Source organism: Kutzneria sp. NPDC051319, assembly GCF_040682195.1.
GTDB lineage: Bacteria > Actinomycetota > Actinomycetes > Mycobacteriales > Pseudonocardiaceae > Kutzneria.
Genome location: NZ_JBFBAM010000051.1, coordinates 14,352 through 36,533 on the forward strand (window position 1 = coordinate 14,352; position 22,182 = coordinate 36,533).

Here is a 22,182-nt window from a genome sequence, read left to right on the forward strand (position 1 = left end):
TTCGACTGGTGATCGACCCACGTGCCGAGGTCCATCGCTCACGAACGAGCTCACCGCGTCTTCGGGCTCTGGGCATTCGTCCCCCCGGTTCGACGTGTCACGCTGGCATTTGTCGAATATTCGACGCCCGGTGGGACCGCCGGATTGGTCGAACCCATGGTGGACGCGCATGCCCTGGTCTAGACCGGCCCTCGCCATCGGGGCCGGTTCTTGACCGGCTCGCAATTCCCGTGCCACAGTGCGCTTGCCTGACACTGTGTCACCGGACGATCACGAGGATCCGTCGAAAAGACTCGATGAACCGTCCGGTCGAACCGCCGCGCAACGACGCTCGGAAGGTCCCTGCTCATGCGTAAATCCCTGCGCTTTGCCCAGGTCGGCCTGGCTGCCCTCGCCACGCTGGTGCTGACCGCCACCACCGCCCACGCGGCCGGGTGGTCCTCCTCCGACAAGTGGGGCACCTGGTCGAACGGGGGCTACACGCTCAGTAACGACGTGTGGGGCGGCGGCGCCGGCCCACAGACCATCTGGGCCAACTCGTACAGCAACTGGGGCGTGACCTCCAACCAGCCCAACACCGGCGGCGTGAAGTCCTACCCGCACTCCGGGCGTGGCATCGGCAAGAAGCTCAGCGCCATCGGCAGGGTCACGAGCAACTTCAACGTCACGGTGCCGGGCAGCGGCGCCTACGAGACGGCGTACGACATCTGGGCGAACAACAACGCCTACGAGATCATGCTGTGGATGAACAAGACCGGCGCGGTCGGCCCGATCGGCAGCAAGCAGACCACGGTCACCGTCGGCGGCCACACCTGGGACGTCTACAAGGGATCGAACGGCGCCAACGCCGTGTTCTCGTTCCTGCGGCACGGCAACACGAACGCCGGCTCGGTGGACGTCAAGGCCGTGCTGAACTGGATCAGGTCCAAGGGCTGGTTCGGCGACGTGACACTGGGCGACGTGCAGTTCGGCTTCGAGATCACCTCGACCGGGCGGTCGCTGAACTTCACCTCGAACAGCTTCTCGGTCTCCTCGTCCTGATCGGCCCGATCCGACACGGCGACGGGTCCTGCGCCGCCTCCGCGGGCGGAGGCGGACCCGGGTCGTGTTGTTCCTCCGAGAGGCGGACGCTGCCGTGCTCAACCTGACAGATGTCCGACCGACGCTGGTGGACGTGGCCCATGCCGCCGGGGTCTCGCTGGCCACGGCGTCCCGTGTGCTCAACGGTTTCCACCACGTCCGGCCGGAAACGCGCCGACAGGTGGTGCAGGCGGTCGACCGGCTCGGCTACGTCCGCCAGCGGGCCGGCCGGGCGCATGAGCCCCGGCGCGCCGGCCTGGTCGCCGTGACAGTGTGCGAGGACGGCAGCCGACTGTTGGCCGACCCGTACTTCAGCCGGATCCTGTGGGGGATCAATCGGGAGTTGGCCGCGGCCGACCACGATGTGGTCCTGCTGACCGTCGATTCTGCCCGCAACGGCAAGTCCCCGGCGCTGCGCCACTTACGCAGCGACCATGTCGACGGCGCGTTGATCGTCAGCATGCACGCGCGGCATGCCGGACCGCTGGAGCGGGTCGGTGTCCCCATGGTCGTCGTCGGTCGGCCGGTGGGCGCCGATCCGACCCGCTATTCCTCTGTGGACGTTGACAATCACGGCGGAGCGGCCCTCGCGGTGCGCCACCTGATCGAGACCGGCCGGACCCGGATCGCCACCGTCGCCGGGCCGAAGGACATGTCCGCCGGCGTGGACCGGCTCGCCGGATTCAGCGACGCGCTCACCGACGCCGGCCGGTTCGACCCGGGTCTGGTGGTGCACGGCGATTTCAGTCTGCCGTCCGGGGAGCACGCCGCGCTGCGGCTGCTGGACCGGCGGCCCGACGTGGACGCCATCTTCGCCGCCTCGGACCTGATGGCCGTCGGCGTGATGCGGGTCCTGCGGCGCCTCGGGCGGCGGGTGCCCGACGACGTCGCCGTGATCGGCTTCGACGACGCGCCGATCTCCCGCACCACGGATCCGCCGCTGACCACCGTGGGACAACCGGTCGAGGAGCTTGGTGCGCAGAGCGCCCGTGAGCTCCTCGCCATCCTCGACGGCACGGTGGTCGAGCACCGCCAGGCGGCCCTCGGCACCAATCTGGTGCTGCGGGATTCAGCGTGAGGGCACAGGTTCGTCGGCCGCCCGGACCCAACCGCGGCTTCGACCCGCCCTGAACGCGTTCCCGGCTCAACCACGACAGCTCACCGGCCCGACCGCAACCGCGGTGCCGCCGACAGCGGCACCGCGGTCCGGCGATCAAGCGATCAACACCCGAGCAGGTTGCAGGCCACCGCCGAGGAACCGCTCGTCCTGGACGGCGGCGTGCCGTCCGGCGAGTTCACCGGCACGTACGAGGCCGACGCCGTGTTGGTGAAGGGCAACAGAGAAATCAGCAGCTGGGTCGAGCAGTAGACCTGCTTGCTCTGCCCCGCCGCCAGATCGAACGTGCCGGCCGCGCTCCGGCAGGACGATTCCGCGCTGTCGTTGACGGTGGCGCCGGTGATGCCGACCGGACCGGCGTCGGTCACCGTGATCCGCCAGTGCGGGTGGGCCAACAGCAGCCCGAGCAGACCTGGAGTCGCGTGTTTCACCCACGGCCCCGGACCACCGGGCCCGCAGTCGCTGTCGTGCGCGGACGCGCAGATCTCCTTGTTCACCGACACGTTTGGCTGGCAACCGGATCCCGGGGCGACCCGCAGGCTCACGGTGTTGGAGGTGAGCGGGCCGGTGGCGTCCGAACCGGTGGCGGTGTCGGTCACGCCGCTCACCGTGCAGGTCGACGAAACCGTGGTGCGGAAACAGATCTGGGGCGCGTCGCCGCTGAACGACACCACCAGATGCGGCTGGTTGCCGCCGGTGAAGTCGTTGCTGTTGTTCAACACCAGGTGTGCCGAGACGGTGATGGCCGGATGCGCGGCCGGCGAGATGCCCGACAGGTCGAGGCTGCCGTCGGCGGCGAACGACGGATGGGCGAACACGGAACCGTTGACGTCGCTGACATCCGCGGTCGACACGGCCAGGTTCACGTTGGTCAGGTTCATGTTCTCCAGCCGGGCATCCGTGTAGCCGTGGATGTGGTTGGTTCCACCGTCGCAGTAGAACGACGACGGCGTCAGCGTGACGTCCGCGCCACTGTGGATGCACGGCGAGCTCGACGTCGACGGGTCCTCGGAGAACAGGACCCCGGCGTCGCCGAGCCCGAACAGGCAGCGGGTGGTCTGGTCGTACGCGTAGCCGTAGTCCCGCGTCGCACCGCCGTTGGCCGAGGGATGGGTTGCCGGCAAAGGGAATCCGGCACACGCGGCGGCAGCCGTCCAGTCGTAGCACACGGTGGCGCCGGCGACGGATCCACCCCAGATGCCGGTGTAGCCGCGCAGGTGCCCGTCCGGGCCGAGGGCGTTCTCCGGATCGAAGACCAGCTGGCTGCTCAGGCCGTTGAACACGGTCGGCGCGGCCAACGAGGTGCCGTCGATCTTGTAGCAGGTCGTGGTCGACGTGGGATTGCCGGCCGTCGTCGAACACGCGCCGACGGCGTTGTTGCCGGTGTCGTAGGCGGTGTAGGCGTTGTACGAGTTGCCGCTCGGCGCGACCGTGTGCGGGCTGCTCCAGCCGGCGCAGGCCGAAGCGGTGGCCGGGTCGAAGCAGCCCAGCACCACCGGGCCGCCCGGCGACGACGAGCCGAACACCTTGCCGCCGGCCACGGCCAACGAACCCATGTACAGGCCACCGGGCGCGTTGTTGTTGGCCGGCACGACCGGGGCGTACGGCTGGCCGGCGCAGGGCGACTGCGAGGCGATGGTCAGGCACGCCACCTGGCCGTTGGTGCCGAAGCCGTAGAGGTTGCCGCTGGTGGTGACCAGGCCGGCGAGGCCGTACGCGCCGCCGCTGCCGGTGTTGACCAGGGGGAAGTAGCCGCAGTTGGCCCGCGCGGCCAGGTCGAGGCAGCCGACGCCGACAGAGGCGTCGGTCGTGGCGGCGTAGTACACCACGCCGGGCCGACCCGGATCCTGCACGTACTGCGGGGTCAGCGTGCTGGCGAGGTCGCCAGTGGCGCCCGAGCCCAACGGGCCGGGCGCGGCGTTGACCGGGCGCGGCCAGGGACCGCCGGCACAGGGCGCGCCGGCCGTCAGGTCCGTGCAGACCAGCTTGGGCGCGGCGGCGTACAGGTGGTGGTACATGTTCCACGCCTCGACCGTGCCGTCCGCGCGGCGGTAGACGATCGGCGTGTAGCCGTCGCCGCCGGTCGCGGTGGCCGTCGGCTTCACCGGCGCCAGCAGGATGTTGCCCAGGTTGGTGCCGCCGGCGCGGGCGCCGGGGTTGGTCGCGCGCACCGCCACCGTTGCCGCGCCCAGGTCGGTGCCCTGGAAGTTCGTGCCGTCGGCCGACCAGGACGGCGTCCAGCCCGGCGGCACCTGGAGCGACCCCGGCACATAGGTCTGCGCGCCCTCGACAGGGTCGGTGACGGTGGCCGGGGCCGAACCGCTCGAACTGTTGTTGGCGTAGCTGAGCACCCAGTTGAGAGTGTCGGCGTGATGCACCGGATCAGCGCCCGGACTTGTCACGTCCTGCACGCTCTTGGTCAACCTGGACGGCGCCGCGACGGCGGTCGGCGCGGCCACACCGGCGGCCACCGCGGTTATCACGACGCCGATGGTCAAAGTGGAGCGTGCGAAGGCCAGTCTTCGTCTCATGCTCTCCCTCGTTCCCCAATGGACACCTCCGCCGGGATTGCCGGCGGCTGCGCGAAGGCGAGCGTAGGAAGACAGTTGCCATGGGACAACAAGGGTCGCTGGGACGCGAACCTCGCTGCTCTGTCCGCGCGAATCCATGGTGTGCGACCGGACTCTGTGCACGCCTGCGGCATCGTCGCGCTGGGCAGAACGGGGGCCCCTCTAGCCCGATCGGCTACTGGTGAAAGTTCTCTCTTCTGGAGTCTCCGCCCGATCGGCTCGGCGTCGACGGCCTGACCGTTCGGCCGACCTCCTGCGTCACGACACCACCAGGTCGCGGTCAGGTGGTGTCGTGACGCAGGGCAGCGGCCAGCCATTCCTGAACCGTGGCCGCTCGTTTCGGGATCCGGCTGGGGAGTGCCGTTGATCGTCGCCACCAGCGTGCTGTACCTGGTGATCAGGTTCAGTCCGGTCATCCTGGCCCGGACTTCGGCCGCCTTGTCCCGGTCGAAGCCGATCATGGTGCGCCGGGACTTGTCGGCGTCGTGCCGCCCGGTCATGGCGGCGACGAACTCGGCGCGGTGCGCGGCCATGCGCTCGGCGATGTCCCGGGCCTGCCGCGAATCGGCGGGCACGCCGGCCTGCTGTGCCGCCTGCGCCTCGAGATGGAGCCGCCGCTGCGTCTCGGCATGCGCCATCATCTCCGGCGAGGTCATCAGCTTGCCCTGTTCGGTGCCGAAGATGCGGTGCAGGTGATCGCGCAGCGCCGTGCGGAACTGTTCGTCCTGCACGATCTCGGCCAGTTCGATCCAGGCCTCGAGCTGTTCGGTGGTGGGCTCGTCGGCAAGGTGCGGCCGCCGGTCGCGCAGCCGCTCGACGTAGCCGGGGTGGACGTCGAGGCCGTCGGTCACGAAGTCCCAGAACCGGGTGATGAGCTGGTCGCGGTCGTCGTCGGACATGGACGCGAGCTTGTGCATCAGGCTCACCTGCTCCGTTGTGGTGTGTTGTCGCACGATGGTCCGCAGCACCGCGCGGCGGGCCCGGAACTGGCGCAGTTGGTCCTCGACCAGCCGCAGATGCGCGACGGCCAGGTCGTGCAGGGTGGTCTGCGCGCCCAGCACCCGGCGGATGTCGTCCAGACCGGCGCCGAGGTCGCGCAGGGTGCGCACGAGTTCGAGGCGGGCGATGGCGTGCACGTCGTACAGCCGGAAGCCGCCCTCGGTGTGGCCGGTGGGCGCGACGACGCCCTCGTCGGCGTAGAACCTGATCGCGCTCACGCTCAGGCCGGTGCGGCGGGCGACGTCCCCGATGGAGTAGAGCTCGTTCACACCAGCCACTATGAGATCTCAAGCGGCCTGAGAGTCAAGGGCGGTCCGACGCGGGCGCAGACCGTGACCTTGGCGTCGCGGCACAGGGTTGGGACGAACACGGCGGCCAGCTCCGTTCGTCCGGTCGACCCGTCGGTGGATCCGCGGCCAATGCGTCGAAATGAACTCGCCGTTGTCGACATCCCCGCCGGGATTCTTTCGGGCCGGCCGCGGCGCCTCGGTCGTCATTGGCACAAGCGAACCTTTACGCAGCGGAATGCGTAGTCACTCGTGCAGTCCAGCCACGTCGAGGTCGGGGGTTTCATGTCGGTCGCCAACCAGCCGAGCATTGTACTAAACGGGAGGTACCGTCTCGACGCGCCACTGGGGCAGCGAAGCGACGGCTGGATGTGCGAAGCGCACGACCTCGTCCTGGGCCGACCGGTCATCGTCAAGATGTTCAAGTCGGTGGTGGACGAGGCGGCCGCACCCCTGTTCACCGAGCAGATCAAGTCGCTGGCCGGCCTGCGGCACCCCTGCCTGGTGGCGCTGTACGACGGGGGCATGGCCGACGGCCACCCCTTTCTGGTGATGGAACCGGTCGACGGGATCGATCTGCTCGACGGCACGAACGAGCGGCCGGTGTCCGCGGCGGACACCGCTGCCCTGGGCGCCGGCCTGGCCGAGGGACTGGCCCGCATTCACGCGGCGGGATTCATCCACGGCGAGCTGACGTCCGCCAGCGTGCTGATCGACGCGAGCCGACGGTGGCGGCTGGTGGGCTTCGGCGTCGCCCGTCCCCAGGACGGCACGGCCGCGGCCGACGTCCACGCGCTCGGGCTCGTCCTGCTGAACTGCCTGAACGGGCCGGACCGGGACGGGGGCAACGAGGCGATCCCAGGGCCGCTGGCCCGTGTGCTGGCCGCGATGACGTGCCGGAATCCCGAGCGACGCCCGACCGCGGCGGTCAGTGCCCAACGGCTCAGCCAGGCCGCGGACACACTGCGAGCCGGTCCCAGCTCGCCATCGGCCGCCGCGCTGCGCTGGGGCCGGGTCGCCGGTCTCGCCGCCGCCGGCGGTCTGGTGGCTGCGGCCGCCATCGCGCTCGTTCCCACGTCCGTTCCGCACCAGGCCACACAGCCGGTCGCGGCCCCCGCGCCGACGCCGCCGGGGCAGCTCCCGGTTCCCGGCCCGACCGCGACCCCTGGGCGGCCGGTGTCGTATCCAACGCAGGCGACCAAGCGGCCGCCGACCGCGGGCACGCACCCCACGACCAGCGCAACTCCGACAACGAGCGCATCTCCGACGACGAGCACCCAGCCGCCCACGGTCAGTGCCGACCCGACCACCACGGACACACCGCCCGGCCTGATCAAGAAGCCGCTGAGGCTGCCACCCGGATTGTTCAAGAAGCTGTTCGGGACGGATCACGACGACTGGGGTTGGCCGTTCGACTGACGAGCGTGGCGAGAATTGCCTACCGGCGTCGAATATTCGACAATTCTGGTGGGTCGGCGTCGTCGTCGAACTAATCGAAGCCACAGGTGCAATCCCATGAACATGGACCAGACCTCCCGCTGGCGATCGGGAGCGTCTTGACCGTGTGCGAAATGGCGTGTCACAGTGTGCCGCTATCCTGCGATTCGCTGTGCGGCGAGCACGCCGCGTCGAATTCATTCGAGAAGGGCGCCGTGCCATGCGTAGGACCCCGCGACGTGCCCGGCCCTCGATGGCCCCGTCGTCCGGACGGGCATGATCTGGTTCGACGGCCCGGCCGAGCGCTGGGTGGAGGGTCTGCCGATCGGCAACGGCCGACTGGGCGCGATGGTCCGGGGCGGGGCGAGCGAGCTTCGCTGCTCCGTCAATGAGGACACCTTCTGGTCCGGCCCGCCGGCCCCCGGCGAGCCGACCGTGCCGGACGGATTGCTCGACACGGTCCGGGAGATGCTCCGGGACGGCCGCCACGTCGCGGCGGGCGAGCTGCTGAAGACGGTCCAGGGACGCAACGCCGAGGCCTTCCAGCCGGTCGGGGACCTGGTGCTGCGGTGGACGAGACCGGCCACCGCGGCACCGGGTCTGCGCCGCGAGCTGAACCTGGTCGACGGCATCGCCCGCCACCTGTCGGACGGGACCGTCACCGAGGCGCTGGCGGAGGTGCGGCACGGCATCATGGTGCTGCACTGGGCGAGCGAGGAACCACGGGACGGCGAACTGCGGTGGCAGACCTCGCAGCACCGGCACAGCATTCATCCCGCCGGCGTTCAACCGTCCGGCCAGGACGGACTGGCCCTGCTGTTGGCGGCGCCCGCCCATGTCGGCCGCGATGATCACGGACCGGTCGTCGAGCATGCCGACCGGGCACTGCGCGCCGCCGCGGTGGCCCGCGCCCGATCGGAAGCGGGCGGGTCCCTGGTGGTGGACGGTGCGGTGTTGCGCCTACGGGGTGTTCGGCGGCTGACCGTTTTCGTCGACGTGCGAACGGGATTCGCGGGCTGGGACCTACAGCCGACGTCGGACGGGCCGGCCTGCGCGGCGGTCGCCGAGCGGGCCATCGCCGCCGCTTTCGGCCGGCCGTGGACGGAACTCCGCGCGGAACACCGAGAGGAACATGCCGAGCGAATGGGGCGGGTGACGTTGCGACTCGGTGGTCGGCCGCCGCAGGATCGTCCGCTCGACGCGAGGTTGCGCGCCCGTGCCGGCGGCGAGTCCGATGAGTGGTTGATGTCGGTCCTCTTCGACTTCGGCCGCTATCTCCTGCTCGCCTGCTCGCGTGCGGACAGCCAGCCCGCCCACCTGCAGGGCCTGTGGAACGACCAGGTGACGCCGCCCTGGAACTGCGACTACACGCTCAACATCAACACGGAGATGAACTACTGGCCGGCCGAGACGACCGGTCTGGCGGAGTGCCACCAACCACTGCTGCGTCTGGTCGGAGAGCTCGCCGAGGCCGGTCGCGGGGTCGCGCGCGGGCTCTACGGGGCGCGCGGCTGGGCATGCCATCACAACACCGACCTGTGGCGGGCGACCTGGCCGGTGGGGGAGGGGCGGGACGATCCGATGTGGTCGTTCTGGCCGATGGGCGGCGTCTGGCTCTGCCTGCATCTGGCCGAGCACTGGGAGTTCGGCCGCGACCGGGACTTCCTGCGCCGCACCGCGTGGCCGCTGGCGGCCGGCGCCGCGAGCTTCGCGCTGGACCTGCTCCACGAGGACGAGGACGGCTGGCTGGTGACCGGCCCCGCCACCTCGCCGGAGAACCGCTTCGTGACGGCGGACGGCCCGGCCGCCGTGGACATGTCGTCCACAATGGACGGGACGCTGCTCCGCGAGCTCTTCGGCTTCCTACGGCGCAGCGCCGAGGACGCCGGCGACGCGGCCGATCCGACGCTGCTCGCCGAGATCGCGGCCGCGCTGCCGCGCCTGCGGCCGATCGCCGCGGGGTCGGACGGACGGCTGCTGGAGTGGCACATCGCACGGGAGGAGACCGAGCCGACGCATCGTCACGTCTCCCACCTGAGCGGCGTGTTCCCCGGAAACACCGTGCTGGCAACGCATTCCGACGCGGCCCGGCGCAGCATGGAGCAGCGCGGCGATGCGAGCACCGGGTGGTCGACGGCGTGGAAGGCCGCTCTGTGGGCTCGACTCGGTGACGGGGACGGGGCGTACCGGCTGCTCGACCTGTTGCTGCGACCCGTCCCGGCCGACGGTTCCGGTGGCGACGAGGGAGGCGTCTATCCGTCGCTGCTCTGCGCGCATCCGCCGTTCCAGATCGACGGCAACTTCGGCGCCACCGCCGCCATCGCCGAGATGTTGCTCCAGTCCCACCACGACGGACGGCTCGATCTGCTGCCCGCGCTGCCGTCCGCATGGCCCGACGGCGAGGTGCGCGGGCTGCGCGCACGCGGCGGCTTCACGGTGGAACTGCTCGCCTGGACGAACAATGCACCTACCCGGTGCCGCGTGGTCGCCGGCCCGAACGCCGCCAACGGCGGCACGGTCCTGCTGCGGTGGCGCGACGCCGTCGGCACGACGCGGGAGCGGCTGTGCCGTGCGGGAGAGGGAACGATCTCGCTGATCTAGGCTCTACGCAGTCCCGACCCGTACCTGAAGTCCAGGTCGGTCAAAGCCGGCACGGTACTCGAACCAGGAGCTGGCGGCAATGACGGGGTGATCAGGTGGACGGGTGCACCACGGCGAGTAGGTGACGATGCGAAGAGGCCGACCGGCCGGCCCGACCGGCTCCGTCGTGCGACGGGCATTCCGGCTGCTGGACGCGTTCGATGCGCAGCGCCGGGCACTGACCCTGAGCGAGATCGCCCGTAGATCGGACATGCCGCTGCCGACCGTGCACCGGCTGCTGCGGGACCTGTGTGCCCTGGGCGCCGTCGAACGCGGTGACGACGGCCTGTTCCGCATCGGGCTGCGCCTGTGGGAAATCGGCTCGCTGGCCCCGCGTGGCCAGGGATTGCGCGAGCGGGCGCTGCCCTTCCTGGAAGACCTGTCGCAGATCACGAAGGAGAACGTTCAGCTCGCCGTCCGTGAGAGCACCGAGGTCGTCTTCGTCGAGCGGATCGCCGGCTCCGGCGCGGTTCCGGTGCTGACCAGGGTCGGCGGGCGGTTCGCGCTGACGGCGACCGGTGTCGGGCTGGTGCTGCTCGCGCACGCCCCGGCCGAGATCCAGGCCACGGTGCTGAGCATGCCGATCGAGCGCTACACACCGCGGACGGTGACCGATCCGGCGCAGTTGCGCCGAATGCTGGCCGACGTGCGGGCACAGGGCTTTGCCATCAGCGACCGGCAGATCTCCATGGACACCCTCTCGGTCGCCGCGCCGGTCCAGGACGGCCACGGTCAGGTCGTCGCGGCGGTGTCCCTGGTCGTGCATCACGGCAGCACTTCGCCGCACTTCTTGGTGCCGTTGGTTCGCACCAGCGTACGAGCGCTCTCCCGCGCTCTCGCCACACCGGGGTGACCTCGGCGGGCGGCACGCAAGTCGTCTTCCATTTTCCGGAAGAGCTGTTGGCGCGTGGGGGAGCACCCGTGATGCTGTGGTCCGTGCCAGCTGTCACCTCGCGGGAGGTCGATGACCATGACGGAGATTCCACGCGACCAGTGGTACGTCGCCGCCTACAGCTCGGAGATCGGTCACGAGCTGTTCGCCCGCACCATCTGCGGTGAGCCGATCCTGTTCTGGCGCACGCGGGGCGGCCCGGTGACGGCCGTGCCCGACCGGTGCGTCCACCGCCGCTTCCCGCTCTCGCAGGCGCCGTCCAGGCTCGTCGACGATCAGGTCGTGTGCGGCTATCACGGGTTCACCTACGCCAGCGACGGCAAATGCGTGGCCGTGCCGGGACAGAGCCGGATCCCCCGCACCGCGCGGCTGCTGCCGTATCCGTTGGTGGAGCAGGACTCGTTCGTGTGGGTGTTCATCGGCGATCCCGCCAAGGCCGACGCGTCGGCCATCCCTCGGGCGCCGTACCTCGACTCGCCGGACTATGCCACGGTCGCCGGCATGGAGCCGTTGCGGGCCCGGTTCTCCTTGCTCGTCGACAACCTGCTGGACCTGTCCCACGAGACCTATCTGCACGGCGGCTACATCGGCACGGCGGAGGTCGCGGCGACCCCGATCACGACCGAGGTCGACGACGAGGCCGGCATCGTCTACGTCTCGCGGCACATGGACGACACGGAATGTCCGCCGTTCTACGCCAGGTCCACCGGGCTGCGGGGCCGGATCACCCGCTGGCAGGACATCGAGTACACGCCGCCATGCCTGTACATCCTGCACAGCCGGGTCGCCCCGGTCGGGTCCGTGCCGAACCCGGACGGCACCGACCCGGACGCCTTCCACGTCGAGGTGGTCTACGCGATCACGCCGGAGACCGAGAACTCCACCCACGACTTCTGGGCGGTGGCGCGGGACTTCGCCCTGGAGGACCAGGAGGTGTCGACCTTCCTCGCCGAGAGCAACCGCACGGTCGTGCTGCAGGACGTTGCGGCGCTCGACGTCCTCGAACGGGTCATCGCCACCGAGCCCGACGGCTACCAGGAGCTGTCGATCAACATCGACACCGGCGGCCTCGCGGCACGTCGGATGCTCCAGCGCATGGCCCGTGCACCTCAGGCTGCCAGCACCCCGTCATGACCGACCTTCCCGAGAACCGGCCCGGGTCGTCCGGCCGGCGTGTCCACCGTGTGCACTGGGTGCCGGGCGCGGACCGGCTCCGTGCCGTGTGCCATTGCGGAGCCGAGCGCGAGTTCGACGAGCCGACCGAGTTGTGGGACTGGCTTCTCGGCCACCCCGCCGGACACGAGGCGACCCACCGCGAACCACAGCCACGGCCGGTCGGAGCACCGGTCCTGGCGTCGACCTGAGACCAGGACAAGACACCGCGATGACGACCGAGCCACACACCGAGCACGAACTCGATCTCGTGCTCGTGCGCAAGGAGACGATCGCCGACGGCGTCGTGCGGCTGACATTGCGCCACCCGGACGGGGAGTCCCTGCCCGGGTGGAAGCCGGGCGCGCACGTCGATCTGGTGCTCACCGACGACATGACCAGGCAGTACTCCCTGTGCGGGAACCCGCATGATAGGTCGACCCTCCAGGTGGCCGTGCTCCGCGAGGAGGCTGGCCGGGGTGGTTCGCGGTACGTGCACGACGTTCTCGTCGAGGGGCAGCGCGTTCACCTTCGCGGTCCTCGCAACCACTTCGCCCTCGTGGAGGCCAGGCGATACCTGTTCATCGCCGGCGGCATCGGCATCACCCCGATCCTGCCCATGCTCGCGCAGGCAACGGCTGGCGGAGCGGACTGGAGGCTCGTCTACGGCGGCCGCACACGTCAGTCGATGGCGTTCCGCGACGAGTTGACGGTCCGATATCCAGGGCGCGTCGACATTCACCCGCAGGACGAGCACGGTCTGCTCGACCTGTCCTCGCTGCTCGCGGAACCGGGATCGGACGCCGACGACACCGCGATCTACTGCTGTGGACCGGAAGCCCTGCTCGTGGCAGTCGAGCAGCATTGCGCCGGTCGGCCGTCCGGCGTGCTGCACCTGGAGCGGTTCGCGCCGAAGGACGGCGCGCTGGACCGTTCTCGTACGGCATTCGAGATCGAGCTCGCTGGGACGGGCACGGTGCTCCAAGTCCCGACCGACCGATCCATCCTCGGTGTCGTCGAGGAATCGGGCGTCTCGGTGCTCTCCTCGTGTCAGGAGGGAACCTGCGGCACCTGCGAGACCGCTGTGCTGTCCGGGAAGCCGGATCACCGCGACTCCGTCCTCACCGCCGAGGAACAGGAGGCCGGCGACGTGATGATGATCTGCGTGTCCCGCTCGCATTCCCCCCGCCTTGTCCTCGACCTCTGACGACAGGCATCTCGTGCTGCGTCGCACACGCCGGAGTGCTAGCGGAGGCCGCTCATGATGGCGTTGATGATCTCCTGATGGGTGACCGCGTAGGACTTCCGGTCGAACAGCCCGAATCCGTACTGGCCGTTCGCGCCGTTGTCCCAGTAGACCGCGGCCGCGCCGTACTTCTTGGCCGTGGCCACGACGGCGTGCGCGTAGTCGGCACGGTACTTGTTGCTCGACGAGTCGAACGAGGACTTGTCTATCGAGCCGTATTCGCCGACCACCACCGGGTATCCCTTGGTTACGAACTTGTCGTACGTCTTCTTCAACTGCGCGTCCAGGTAGTCCTCCTGGCCCCAGGTCGACTTCTTGGCCGGATTGGTCGCCGCGCGGCCCCACTGGGTGATGGCGCCGCTGTCCGTGCCGGTGAAGTCCCAGGGGTCGTAGTAGTGCACGGAGATCATGATCCGCTGTTCGCTGCCGGGGATGGAGGAGGACCGGTACTGGTCGGTCGGCAGCGCGAAGCCGTAGTTCCCGGTGGTGTAGTCGATGTTCGTGTTCCAGCCGGGGATGAGCAGCCACCGCGCGCTGTTGTTGCCGCCGGTCTTCCGCACGGTGTCCACGAAGGTCTGGTTGTAGCCGTTGATGTTCGAGTAGCACGGCTGGGTCGGATTGCCGTACTGCCCGGTGAACTCCTCGTTCATCGACTCGAAGATCAGGTGCTGGTCGTAGTTCTGGAACTTGGCCGAGATCTGCTGCCACGCCTTCTGGTACCTGGCCTTGATCGTCGTCTGCGCGGACGAGTCGCAGATCAGCCAGGAGCCGGTGACGGACTTGTAGCCGTCGCCGTGCATGTTGATCAGCACGTACAGGCCGCGGTTGTAGGCGTAGTCGACGACCTGCTGAATCCGGTTCAGCCAGGAGGAGTTGATCGTGTAGTTCGGGCCGGCCCCGATGTCGTTCAGGTACGAGACCGGGATCCGGATCGTCTTGAATCCGGCCGCCTTCACCTTGTCGATGAGGGCCTGTGTCACGGTCGGCAGCCCCCACGCGGTCTCACTGGGATAACCGTTGGCGTTGGCTTCCAACTGGTTCCCCAGATTCCAGCCCGCGCCCATGTCGGCCACGATCTGCGAAGCGCTCGACCGTGGTGCGGTGCCGGCCGATGCCTGGGTCGCCAGGCCGGAAGCGGACGCGGCGACCGCCAACAGGGCGGCAAGGAAGGCGACTCTGGTCTTCCTTGTGGTGCGGGCCATAGGTGTTTCCTCTCTTCCGACGCGCGAACGGACACGTCGTCGCGCCGTTTGCCGCGGAGGGAGTGCGGCTGGTGCCGTGAATGCCGCACGGTCGACTTCGCCGATGGAACCGCACGACGATGGGCCTGGCAAGTGTTGTCTGCCAGCTTCGTCGAAACACGCGTGTCGCGGTTCCGGCGGTATGAAATTTTCAGATGCCGGCCGCTCGGCCAGATCATGACAACCTGTCACGTGTTCTGGCCGCGCGTCGATGTGCCTTTCGACAAGCGTGAACGCCGCGAATTCGGGCTGCGGTACGGGACCGAGCACGGGCCAACCGCGGAACCGGCCGGCGGCGGCGGTCACTGGAGTCGTCGCGAACGAACGGTTGCCGCACACAGTCGCGCTGATCGCATTGACACTGCCACGAACTCGAAGAACGGGACGGCGCAACCGATGGGGTGGTTCCGGGTCCGTTGTACTCGACCCAACGGGTTCACACACCACGGCCGCCGCCCTGGCCGATGAGGCACGTCGTCGCGACCGACCGACCTTCGACGGCTGTTGTGCGGCGGCCACTACTCCTAGCGTCCCCTTCGTCACGGCACGGCTCGTAGGAAGGACTCGGATGCTTCGGTTAGCAACGGCTGTCGCGCTCGTCGGCACGCTGGTCGTTCCCACGGCCCATCCCATGGACGACGACGATGACAGTGGCCCGGCGGCCCCCGCCGACTACAGCTACGTGCAGAAAACAGTGCCGGGTCAGACCCTTCCCCGGCACGCCTACGATATCGCCGCAGCTCAGGCCCACCACCTGCCGACGGTCGGCGGCGCCTGGCAGCCGCTCGGTCCGACGAACATCGGTGGCCGGGTGGTCGCGCTGGCCATGGACCCGACCGCGACCGACGCCTTGTACGCCGCCTCCGCGAGCGGCGGCCTGTGGCGGTCGACCGACGCCGGCCGCACCTTCACCGCCGCCTGGCCGCAGGACGCCACGCAGGCGATGGGGGCCGTCGCGGTAGCGCCCAACGGCACGGTCTACGTCGGCACCGGCGAACCCAATCCGGGCGGCGGCAGCGTCACCTACGAGGGCACCGGCGTCTACCGCTCCACCGATCACGGCGCGACCTGGCGGCAGGTCGGGCTGCCCGACTCCGGCACCATCGGCGCGATCGCCATCGACCCGACCGATCCGCGGCGGATCCTCGTCGCGGCGAACGGCTCGCTGTACACGCCCGGCGGTGATCGCGGCGTCTACCTGAGTTCCGACGCCGGCAGCAGTTGGCACAAGGTGCTCGACGTGCCGAACGCGTTCACCGGGGCGGTCGACGTCCAGTTCGATCCGGCCGATCCGCACCGCGTCTACGCCGCGCTCTGGGACCACCGCCGGCAGCCCGACCAGCGGGTTTACGGCGGAGTCGGCTCCGGCCTGTACCGCTCGACCGACAGCGGCGCCACCTGGCGGCAGCTCGGCGGTGGCCTGCCGGCCACCGGACCCGACGTCGGCCGCTACGGCTTCGGCGTCTCCGCCTCCCAGCCGGGCCGGCTGTACGCCATCGTCGGCACGGCCGCCGGCGCCTACGGCAGCGCCTACACCTCGGCCGACGCCGGCAACACCTGGACCCGCCTGCCCGACGACCCGGAACTCGTCGACTCGCAGTCCAGCTACAGCTGGTGGTTCGGCAAGATCTGGGTCGACCCGCGTGACGCGAACCACGTGCAACTGGCCGGCGTGCCCCTGATGACCTCGCACGACGGCGGCAAGACCTGGACCGCCAACGACGACGTGCATTCCGACCAGCACGCCATCGTCTGGGATCCACGCCATCCGAAGCGGGTGTACCTCGGCAACGACGGCGGCGTCTACCGGTCCGACAGCAACGGCGACGGCGGCTGGACGCACGCCGTGAGCGAGCCGTTCACGCAGCTCTACAGCGTGGCGATCACCGCTGCGGACACCTCGCGCGTCTCCGGTGGGGCGCAGGACAACGGATCGCTGCGGTCGTGGGGCGGTCCGCGGTTCAACGAGTACTTCGGCGGTGACGGCCAGGAGAACCTGATCAGCCCGGCCGACGACAACACCGTCTACGCCTGCTACCAGTACGGCAACTGCGCGCGGTCCACCGACGGCGGCGCCACGACCACCGACTTCACCGACGCCACCACCTCCGACCGCCGCAACTGGCTCACCCCGGTCCAGTTCGATCCGATCAACCCGAAAGTCATGTACTACGGCGGAAACCGGCTCAACCGCTCCACCGACGGCGGCGTCACCTGGACCGCGATCAGCCCCGACCTGACCGGCGGCCCCGGCAAGGACGACTACCCGTTCGGCACCATCACCACCGTCGCCGCGGCGGGTGATCAGCACACGGTCTGGGTCGGCACCGACGACGGCCGGGTCTGGGTCACGCACGATCTCGGCGCCTCCTGGACCACTGTGCTCACCGGGCAGCCCTGGGTGACCCGGGTCGTCGCGGATCCGCACAGCCCGAACTCCGCCTACGTCACGCTGTCCGGTTACCGGTCCGGTTCGGCGCAGCCGCATGTGCTGCGCACGACCGACAGCGGCGGCCACTGGGCGGACCTGTCCGGAAATCTGCCGCAGGCGCCGGTGAACACCCTCGTGATCGGCGCGGGTGGCATTCTCTACGCCGGCACCGACCAAGGCGTGTTCGCCAGTCCGGCGGGATCCGCCCGGTGGGCGCGGCTGGGCCGGAACCTGCCGCTGGTGCCGGTCGACGACATCGCGTACGACCCGTCGCACCATCGCCTGGTGATCGCCACCTTCGGGCGCGGCTTCTACTCGCTCACCGTCGCGTGACCGGCCGTGCCGGCGGCCCGCGCGGGGTCGCCGGCACGGATCCGAGCGGTCCTCGCAGCAGGTGTTGACATTATGAAGGTTCCTTTACGAACATAGGGGCCCGCCGCCGAAGCACACCCTCCACCCCCTGCCCATGGAGATCCTTCGGTGCCAACTTCATCCGCAGCGCGCGCCGCGACCGCGGCCCTCGCGTGTTCCCTGCTCGCCCTGTGCACGGCCGCCGTGCCGTCCGCGGTCGCCTTCGCCACGCCGACGGCCGTGCACCAGGTCCGCGCCGACGAGGGCGACCTGAACGACCCCGCGAAGAAGGAGATCGCGATGGAGCTCGTCTCCAGCGCGGAGAACTCCTCGCTGGACTGGAAGGCCCAGTACTCCTACATCGAGGACATCCACGACGGCCGCGGCTACACCGCCGGCATCATCGGCTTCTGCTCCGGCACCGGCGACATGCTCGACCTGGTTCGGAGCTATGCCCAGCGGGAGCCCGGCAACGTCCTCGCCAGGTACCTGCCGGCGCTCGAAGCCGTCAACGGCTCCGACTCGCACGACGGCCTCGATCCCACCTTCAAGGACGACTGGGCGTCCGCCGCGGGCGACCCCGTCTTCCAACAGGCCCAGAACGACGAGCGGGACCGCGTCTACTTCGACCCGGCGGTGAGCCAGGCCAAACAGGACGGACTGGGCGCGCTCGGCCAGTTCATCTACTACGACGCGATCGTCATGCACGGTCCCGGCACCGACGGGACCTCGTTCGGCGGGATCCGGGCCACCGCCATGCGCAGCGCTCGGACCCCGGCCCAGGGCGGCGACGAGGTGACCTACCTCAACGCGTTTCTCGATGCCCGCAAGGCCGCGATGCTCACGGAGGAAGCCCACAGCGACACCACCCGCGTCGACACCGAGCAGCGGGTCTTCCTCGACAACGGCAACCTCGCCCTGAACCCGCCGCTGCACTGGCAGGTCTACGGCCAGCCCTTCGACATCGACGGCTGACCAGCCGCGGGTCCGCCGGCCCCACGCCATCACCCGAACACACCCGCCGTCAAACACCGTGGGGTCCGCCGACCTGGTCAGGCCGACGGACCCCACGGTGACAGCGACTACCGGTCAGTGACTACCGGTCAGTGACTGCGGCGACGAGCAAGGAACCGAAGCGCGAACAGCAGGCCACCGCCGAGCACGAGCAGCAGCGCGGCGATCCCGATCATCACGCCCGAGTTCACACCGGTGTTGGCCAGCGCGGTGTTCTCGACCGACGTCTCAGTCGTCGTCGGCGCCACCACCACCGCGGAGGTGGTCGTCGACGGAGCCGTCGTCGTGGTCACCGCCGTGGTGGACGTCGTCGTGGTGGCCGTGGTCGTCGTGGTGGTGGTCGTGGGCGGCGGCGTGCTCTTCTGGCACGCCGCGGCCTGCAGCGTCTTGGTGAACGACCAGCCGTTCTTGCCGTTGGCGTCGTCCCACGCCTTCACCGTGACCACGAAGGTCTCGGCCACGTCGCTCGGAATGGCCTTCGCGTCATGGAACGTCGCGTGGTACTTGTCCTGGAACGTGGTCTGGACCAGGCTGGTCGTGCTCTTCGCACCGGCCGCCTGGACCGTGGCCGACACCGAGTTGGGGTGGCTGCCGTTGTAGTCCTTGAGGTCGATGGTGAGCGTGGTCTGCTCGCCCACACATCCCGCCGTCAGGGTCGGCGTGTGTGCGTCGGCGGGGGCGGCAAGCAGAACTGCGGCGCCGATCGCCACGGCCGCTGCGGAGCCGATGCCGAACGCCCGTCGCGCTGTGAGTGTCATCCGTCGTAACCCGATCTCTGATCAGCCAGGGGGAGAGTAAGGACCGAGCGACCCTACGGGCCAAGAAGGCCGCTGCGCTAGAACGCCCAGGCGCGCGATTGGGTATCAGATTGGTCACGACGACCCGGGACGGTCATTCGCGGACGTCATGGCGTGGTCCGTGTGAACGCGTCAAGCGGCGTGCTGGCAGGAGTGAGCCAAAAATCACACGATCACCAAGGGCAGTAGGGTGCACGGCAGGTGTCGTCAGATGACGCTGAACTTCGTGCTGGACATTCGCCGCAAGTGTTCCACACCATGCCGCTCGGTCCGACACGATACGCAAATGGATTGTGCTTGAGTTCGCGACACCGATCTGGTCCCGGTGACGGGGTTGATCGTCACCAACTCTCCCGTCCCGTCGGGGCGACGAACAAGGTGTCCCCGGTCGGGGGCCGCGATTCGTTGATCGCGAACGTCCCCGGCTCTCCTGCCGCTGGCCCGAGGGCGTCTGGCGGCGCAGGTTGCCCTGGGCCTGCGGTCTGTCGTCGAGGCCGAAGACAGCGACCACGATGCCGTCCAGGACGCTCGGCATTCCCGGGTTTCCCGATCGGCTCCGGTGCTCGACGGGCTGTCCGGTTCTCGGATCCGTGCTCCGCGTCCGCCGAAGTTCGGTGGCGAACAGTGCGCTCACCGCGTCGGCCGGCCCGTCGCACGACAGCCGCCGCGGCCCGATGTGCACGTCGGAAACCGCTATGCCGGCTGTCCGGAACACCGCTTTCACGTTGTCCACATTCGCCGGGTCGGCGCCGAATCGTGCGGCCAGTTCGTCCCGCGACACGATTCGTGTGCCGTCGACGAGGTCCTTCGGCAGCGGGGACCGTCTACGCAGGACGACGGTGAACTCGATTCGCTCGGTCGCGTCCACCGGGCCGAGTGGCCGTGCGTCCGCCAGGGCGGTCCGGTCACTATCCGGCAGCGTGGCGTGGGACATGGCTTCACACTGGGACTTTCGCCCACCAACCGGTCATTCTCGACCACTTCCGGCAGTCAGCCGTCGTGCCGATCTGCCCGTTCGCTCATCACCGCCGCGTGGCGTCAGGAACAGTTCGGCGAGCTGGCTGCGGTCAAGCCTGCGGCCCGCGCCCTGCTGCGCAGCCACACGTCACGCCACCGTTGTGCCTCGTGGATGCGACACCCGACGGGCTGGCGCGTGGGCGCGGACTACCGCACTCATACGCCGCAGGCGGCCGACCGGTGTTGCGTACTCTGCCCGCGCGTCTGTAACTTTCACCGCCCATCTGTCCTTTGTGGACATGGTGCGGTGGCCTTGACGTGGCAAGGCCGCCTGGTCCGGCATCAGGATCCCCGGCACCCGAGCGCGTGGATTGACAACTCTTCTCGCGGACGTCGAGGCTGAGACGACGGAATGTTAGCGGTAACAGTCTTCTCGCTCACGGAAATGCCGATCGGACCGCGCAACGGTGGGAGCAACCATAAATGGACCTGCAGCTGACTGGGAGAAGGTCGTGATGAACAGCGGAAGCATCAGCCGCAGGAGTCGATCCCTGATCGCCGTGCTCGCTGCCGCGGCGATGGTCGTCACGGGAGTGGCGCTGGGGGCCGGACCGGCCCTGGCTGCCGCCACCGGCACGCTGCACGGTGTCGGTTCGGGTCGATGCCTGGATGTGCCGAACGCCAGCCAGACCGACGGCGCCTACCTGCAGATCTATGACTGCTCCGGCGGGGCGAGCCAGCAGTGGACGGCGACGGACAGCGGCCAGTTGACGGTGTACGGCGGCAAGTGCCTGGACGTGCCCGGCAGTGCGACCACCGCCGGGACCCGGGTGCAGATCTGGACCTGTAACGGTGGGGCCAACCAGCAGTGGCGGGTGAACGCCGACGGCACGGTGGTCGGGGTGCAGTCCGGGCTCTGCCTGGACGTCACGGGCGCCGGCACGGCCAACGGCACCGCGGTGGAGATCTGGACGTGCAACGGCGGCAGCAACCAGAAGTGGACCGGCCTGTCGACCACGCCACCCGGGGGAGGCGGCAACTGCTCTCTTCCGTCGACGTACCGCTGGACGTCGACGGGCGCGTTGGCGACGCCGCAGCACGGGTGGGTCTCGGTCAAGGACTTCAGCAGCGTCGTCTACAACGGCAAGCACATCGTCTACGCGTCGAACGTCTCCGGGTCGGGGTACGGCTCGATGGCCTTCAGCCCCTTCACGAACTGGTCCGACATGGCCTCGGCCGGCCAGACCGGGATGAGCCAGGGCACCGTGGCGCCGACGCTGTTCTACTTCGCGCCGAAGAACATCTGGGTGCTGGCCGGCCAGTGGGGCGCCACGCCCTTCTTCTACCGCACGTCGAGCGACCCCACCAACCCCAACGGCTGGTCCTCGGCGCAGCCGCTGTTCTCGGGCAGCCTCGGCGGTGGCTCCAACCCGATCGACCAGACGCTGATCGGCGACGGCACGAACATGTACCTGTTCTTCGCCGGCGACAACGGCAAGATCTACCGGGCGAGCATGCCGATCGGCAACTTCCCTGGCAGCTTCGGCTCCTCGTACACGACGGTCATGAGCGACTCGACGGCCAACCTCTTCGAGGCGGTCCAGGTCTACAAGGTGCAGGGCCAGAGCCAGTACCTCATGATCGTCGAGGCGATGGGCGCGAACGGGCGCTACTTCCGCTCGTTCACGGCCAGCAGCCTCGGCGGTTCGTGGACCCCGCAGGCCAGCAGCGAGAGCAATCCCTTCGCGGGCAAGGCCAACAGCGGCGCCAGCTGGACCAACGACATCAGCCACGGTGACCTGGTCCGCAACAACCCGGACCAGACCATGACCATCGACCCCTGCAACCTGCAGTTCCTCTACCAGGGCAAATCCCCCAGCGCCGGCGGCCCCTACGACCAGCTGCCGTGGCGGCCGGGTGTCCTGACGCTGCAACACTGACCCACTCCGCCTGACCACGCATGTCTCGGTG

General features: G+C 69.3%; 15 protein-coding genes. 10 read left to right on the forward strand and 5 right to left on the reverse strand.

The window, feature by feature from the left end; all coding sequences use genetic code 11:
• Nucleotides 1-348 precede the first annotated feature (348 nt).
• Both AB0M73_RS34895 and AB0M73_RS34900 read left to right on the forward strand, forming a co-directional pair.
• A complete protein-coding gene (locus AB0M73_RS34895) occupies nucleotides 349-1,041 on the forward strand; it encodes a hypothetical protein (protein WP_363900015.1) in 693 nt (230 codons plus the stop codon).
• Nucleotides 1,042-1,105: 64 nt separating this feature from the next.
• On the forward strand, nucleotides 1,106-2,158 hold the full coding sequence (locus tag AB0M73_RS34900) for a LacI family DNA-binding transcriptional regulator (RefSeq protein ID WP_363900017.1): 1,053 nt from the start codon (nucleotides 1,106-1,108) through the stop codon (nucleotides 2,156-2,158).
• A 143-nt stretch (nucleotides 2,159-2,301) separates the two neighbouring features.
• Here the strand turns inward: AB0M73_RS34900 and AB0M73_RS34905 are convergent, their stop codons facing one another.
• Both AB0M73_RS34905 and AB0M73_RS34910 read right to left on the reverse strand, forming a co-directional pair.
• Complete coding sequence (locus AB0M73_RS34905) at nucleotides 2,302-4,728, reverse strand: hypothetical protein (RefSeq protein WP_363900020.1); 2,427 nt, start codon at nucleotides 4,726-4,728, stop codon at nucleotides 2,302-2,304.
• Complete coding sequence (locus tag AB0M73_RS34910) at nucleotides 4,725-6,035, reverse strand: MerR family transcriptional regulator (protein ID WP_363900023.1); 1,311 nt, start codon at nucleotides 6,033-6,035, stop codon at nucleotides 4,725-4,727. Before AB0M73_RS34910 ends, AB0M73_RS34905 begins: the two co-directional genes overlap by 4 nt.
• Before the next feature lie 303 nt (nucleotides 6,036-6,338).
• Between AB0M73_RS34910 and AB0M73_RS34915 the strand changes: the two genes are divergently transcribed.
• From AB0M73_RS34915 to AB0M73_RS34935, 5 genes are all read left to right on the forward strand, one after another.
• Complete coding sequence (locus tag AB0M73_RS34915) at nucleotides 6,339-7,472, forward strand: protein kinase (RefSeq protein ID WP_363900026.1); 1,134 nt, start codon at nucleotides 6,339-6,341, stop codon at nucleotides 7,470-7,472.
• Between the two features lie 294 nt (nucleotides 7,473-7,766).
• Nucleotides 7,767-10,091, forward strand: a complete 2,325-nt coding sequence (locus AB0M73_RS34920) for a glycoside hydrolase N-terminal domain-containing protein (protein WP_363900029.1) — start codon at nucleotides 7,767-7,769, stop codon at nucleotides 10,089-10,091.
• 127 nt (nucleotides 10,092-10,218) lie between these two features.
• Nucleotides 10,219-10,983 (forward strand): IclR family transcriptional regulator, encoded by a 765-nt coding sequence (locus AB0M73_RS34925; RefSeq protein ID WP_363900032.1) that lies wholly within the window; start codon nucleotides 10,219-10,221, stop codon nucleotides 10,981-10,983.
• A 117-nt stretch (nucleotides 10,984-11,100) separates the two neighbouring features.
• Nucleotides 11,101-12,156, forward strand: coding sequence for an aromatic ring-hydroxylating dioxygenase subunit alpha (locus AB0M73_RS34930; protein ID WP_363900035.1), 1,056 nt, complete (start codon nucleotides 11,101-11,103; stop codon nucleotides 12,154-12,156).
• 250 nt (nucleotides 12,157-12,406) lie between these two features.
• Nucleotides 12,407-13,381, forward strand: a complete 975-nt coding sequence (locus AB0M73_RS34935) for a PDR/VanB family oxidoreductase (protein WP_363900038.1) — start codon at nucleotides 12,407-12,409, stop codon at nucleotides 13,379-13,381.
• Between the two features lie 38 nt (nucleotides 13,382-13,419).
• Here AB0M73_RS34935 and AB0M73_RS34940 read toward each other — a convergent pair whose 3' ends face one another.
• On the reverse strand, nucleotides 13,420-14,622 hold the full coding sequence (locus AB0M73_RS34940; protein WP_363900041.1) for a glycoside hydrolase family 5 protein: 1,203 nt from the start codon (nucleotides 14,620-14,622) through the stop codon (nucleotides 13,420-13,422).
• Nucleotides 14,623-15,229: 607 nt separating this feature from the next.
• On the opposite strand from AB0M73_RS34940, the gene AB0M73_RS34945 reads away from it, so the two are divergent.
• Nucleotides 15,230-17,425 carry a glycosyl hydrolase gene (locus AB0M73_RS34945; RefSeq protein WP_363900044.1) on the forward strand — a complete coding sequence of 732 codons (2,196 nt, stop codon included), beginning with the start codon at nucleotides 15,230-15,232 and terminating at the stop codon, nucleotides 17,423-17,425.
• Nucleotides 17,426-17,572: 147 nt separating this feature from the next.
• Nucleotides 17,573-18,418, forward strand: coding sequence for a chitosanase (locus AB0M73_RS34950; RefSeq protein ID WP_363900046.1), 846 nt, complete (start codon nucleotides 17,573-17,575; stop codon nucleotides 18,416-18,418).
• Nucleotides 18,419-18,546: 128 nt separating this feature from the next.
• Here the strand turns inward: AB0M73_RS34950 and AB0M73_RS34955 are convergent, their stop codons facing one another.
• Both AB0M73_RS34955 and AB0M73_RS34960 read right to left on the reverse strand, forming a co-directional pair.
• Nucleotides 18,547-19,215, reverse strand: coding sequence for a hypothetical protein (locus AB0M73_RS34955; RefSeq protein WP_363900049.1), 669 nt, complete (start codon nucleotides 19,213-19,215; stop codon nucleotides 18,547-18,549).
• Nucleotides 19,216-19,348: 133 nt separating this feature from the next.
• The gene (locus AB0M73_RS34960; RefSeq protein WP_363900052.1) at nucleotides 19,349-20,188 is read right to left on the reverse strand and encodes a protease pro-enzyme activation domain-containing protein; all 840 of its coding nucleotides are present in this window, start codon (nucleotides 20,186-20,188) and stop codon (nucleotides 19,349-19,351) included.
• Between the two features lie 538 nt (nucleotides 20,189-20,726).
• On the opposite strand from AB0M73_RS34960, the gene AB0M73_RS34965 reads away from it, so the two are divergent.
• On the forward strand, nucleotides 20,727-22,151 hold the full coding sequence (locus AB0M73_RS34965; protein ID WP_363900055.1) for a non-reducing end alpha-L-arabinofuranosidase family hydrolase: 1,425 nt from the start codon (nucleotides 20,727-20,729) through the stop codon (nucleotides 22,149-22,151).
• The last annotated feature ends 31 nt before the right edge of the window (nucleotides 22,152-22,182 follow it).